Source organism: Cupriavidus basilensis, from assembly GCF_029335485.1.
Classification (GTDB): Bacteria; Pseudomonadota; Gammaproteobacteria; order Burkholderiales; family Burkholderiaceae; genus Cupriavidus; species Cupriavidus basilensis_E.
Genome location: NZ_JARJLM010000624.1, coordinates 1 through 3,114 on the forward strand (window position 1 = coordinate 1; position 3,114 = coordinate 3,114).

Genomic DNA, 3,114 nt, shown 5'->3' on the forward strand with positions numbered 1-3,114 from the left:
TAGGCCTGTACTTGTTCTATTTCTTTCAATTTTTTTTGAAAAAAAATATTTGACCGGAAAGCACTTTGATCCTGGATTTGCAGGATTTGTTTGGGCACTTCGATCGCTGTGGGTAAAAAATATACTTAGGCTTAGTTCGCCTCGAACTTTTCCAACAGGCTTGACGTGCCACGTCTCTGTTTCCGACAACATTTTTTTTCACCCTGATGATTTGAATAATTTTCAGTCTCCGGGAACGTATTTTCAGAATTTCAAGGGATGCATCCACATTGGACGCGGGACGTACATTGGCCCAAACGTTGGAATAATAACTGCGAATCATAAGCTGGGCGACTTGGATGCCCACGACAATAGTCAAGACGTTGTTATTGGGGATAAGTGCTGGATCGGAATGAATGCAGTGATATTGCCCGGCGTTGTTTTGGGATCGGGGACAGTGGTCGCTGCGGGCTCGATAGTCAATAAAAGCTTCCCGGACGGCGATTGTGTTATCGGCGGTGTTCCGGCAAAAATTGTTAAAAATTTAGTTAATTAGATATTTTATTAAATACTATGAAAGTATTAACTGTGATAGGCGCTCGCCCCCAGTTCATCAAGGCTGCGGTTGTCTCGAGAGCGTTTGTCGAGCACCGGCCCGACGTACACGAGATTCTGGTCCACACAGGCCAGCACTACGACGCCAATATGTCGGACGTATTTTTTGATGAACTGGGCATTCCCCTTCCAGACCATAATCTTGGAATTGGCGGTGGCACTCACGGTCAAAATACTGGCCGAATGCTCGAAAAACTGGAAGCCCTGATGCAAGCGGAGAGACCTGACTGGGTCCTCGTCTACGGCGATACCGATAGCACTTTGGCTGGAGCACTCGCCTCCGCGAAGTTACACATTCCTGTGGCTCATGTCGAAGCAGGCCTCCGTTCCTTCAACCGATACATGCCAGAGGAAATTAATAGGGTGCTAACAGATCACGTTGCTGCCCTGTTGTTTGCTCCCTCCGAAGTAGCGCGAACTAACCTATGTAATGAGGGAATTGCTAATGACCGAATACGCCTTGTCGGTGATGTGATGTATGACGCAGCCCTTTTTTATAACGAGCGTGCTCGCAAGCCAGCCTGGTTTGACTCATTGAGTTTGAGATCGAACGAGTTCGTGCTTTGCACTATCCATCGCGCGGAAAACACGGATCAGGAAGCTCGGATGCAAGGGATTTTCGACGGGCTTGGAGAAAGTGGCCTACCGATAATTCTGCCGCTCCATCCGCGCACAAGTAAGAAGCTCACGCAGATGAACGTCAATCTTCCTGCTAATGTTACGGCCGTTGATCCTGTTGGGTATTTGGAGATGGTTTGGTTGGAAGCCAATTGTAAAATAATCGCCACAGATTCGGGTGGGGTGCAGAAAGAAGCGTATTTTCATAAAAAACCATGCATAACCCTAAGGGATGAAACTGAATGGGTTGAGCTAATTGAAGGCGGGTATAATGCGCTGGCCGGTGCAAATTCAAAGGAAATATCAAATTTGATTAGATCGGCAAATTTTCCACGATTTGAATCGAATATCTACGGATCGGGTGACGCGGGGAGAAATATAGTTGAGTGGATGTGCAGATGAAGAAAATAAGTATCCTAATAATTGCATATGACTGGCCTCCTCGGAATTCCATTGCTTCTCACCGACCCTATGCATGGGCAAAATCTTGGAGTCGGGCAGGTGCAAAGGTTACGGTTCTTACTGCGAAGAAATGTGCATTTGATGAACCTCTTGATCTAAATCTTCCAGCACTTCCGGACGTTCACGTTGTCGAGGTTCCTTATTTTCTGGATCTATCGCGAGATGATTCGGATAATCGGGGGGGAATATCTATTCTGGCGAGATGGGCCAAGGGATTGGTAATTGCTGGGCTAAAGAAATTTAAGGGGCCCATAATGAGATTGATTGATCTTGATTTGGATATTAGAGATGGTTGGGCACGCAAGGCAGGATTGATTAGCTCCGCGCTGGTTAAAGAAAAGGGGGTTGATTTAGTTGTTAGTACCTACGGTCCTCGTGGATGCCATGTTATTGCGTCGGAAATAAAGAAATATAATCCGAAAATAAGATGGGTGGCTGACTATAGAGACCTTTGGAGTCAGAATCATCTGTCAAATATGACGTCGCGGCAAAAAATCCGGGAGAGGGATTTTGAGCGTAGAACTATGAAGGAGGCGAATCTGGTTACAACAGTATCTGCGCCACTGGCTGAATCTCTTTGCGCGCTTTTAGGAAAAGACGTTGAGGTAGTCTACAATGGGTACGATCTTTCGCTGGACGAGGTTAAACTCAATCTTTCCAAGAAGCGCGCCTCAATTGTCGGCCGCTCGATAAAGATCGTTTATACCGGAATTATCTATCCGGGGCGCAGAGATCCAGGACCATTGTTTTCCGCAATTAATGATTTATTGAAAAAAAATGAGATTCCGCATGGTCGCGTCGAAGTGCATTTTTATGGTGCACGACAGCCGGAGCTTGGGAAGATTATTGAGAGTTATGCGGCAAATTCCTACGTTCATGTGCATGGCCATGTCACAAGAGACGTAGCTCTACAAGCTCAGAAGAGTGCTGATCTACTGCTTTTGTTGGAGAGTGGTTCGGCGGATGCCAAGGGTGTTCTTACCGGCAAGATTTTTGAATATGTAGCAAGCGGGACTCCTATTTTAAGTGTTGGAAGCGAGAAGGATTCAGCAATCGGGCAGCTGATTGATTCCTGTGGCGTTGGCGTTGTCTGTGGAAGCGATTTTGAGGCAATTCGCTCTGTCATAATTTCGATAGCATCTACGGATGATATTTGCTTTTTTAAGCCAAACATAAATACAATAAAGAAATTCTCCAGATCACTGCAATCCGATGATTTTCTTGAGCGAATTGAATTGTTGTTAAATTAGAGGTGAAACTATATAGGATTGATCTGTGGTTATTAATTTAATGTTTGCGCTTGCTGTATTTTCAAGTCAATTTTATTTTTTTAAAAGTGGCGTGCCGCAACCGGCTCATTATTTGTTTTTGATTGCGATTATATTGATGACCGCTCAGTCTGGGCTAAGGATAGCTGCGCGTGATTCAGTTGTTGTATTT

General features: G+C 45.2%; 3 protein-coding genes. All 3 read left to right on the forward strand.

Annotated elements, in window-relative coordinates:
* Nucleotides 1–535, forward strand: a 535-nt coding sequence (locus tag P3W85_RS38390; RefSeq protein ID WP_346430324.1) for an acyltransferase, incomplete at its 5' end; no start/stop codon positions are given.
* A gap of 17 nt (nucleotides 536–552) precedes the next feature.
* Nucleotides 553–1,614, forward strand: coding sequence for a non-hydrolyzing UDP-N-acetylglucosamine 2-epimerase (gene wecB, locus P3W85_RS38395; RefSeq protein ID WP_276268641.1), 1,062 nt, complete (start codon nucleotides 553–555; stop codon nucleotides 1,612–1,614).
* Nucleotides 1,611–2,924, forward strand: coding sequence for a glycosyltransferase (locus P3W85_RS38400; protein ID WP_276268642.1), 1,314 nt, complete (start codon nucleotides 1,611–1,613; stop codon nucleotides 2,922–2,924). Before wecB ends, P3W85_RS38400 begins: the two co-directional genes overlap by 4 nt.
* Nucleotides 2,925–3,114: the final 190 nt, after the last annotated feature.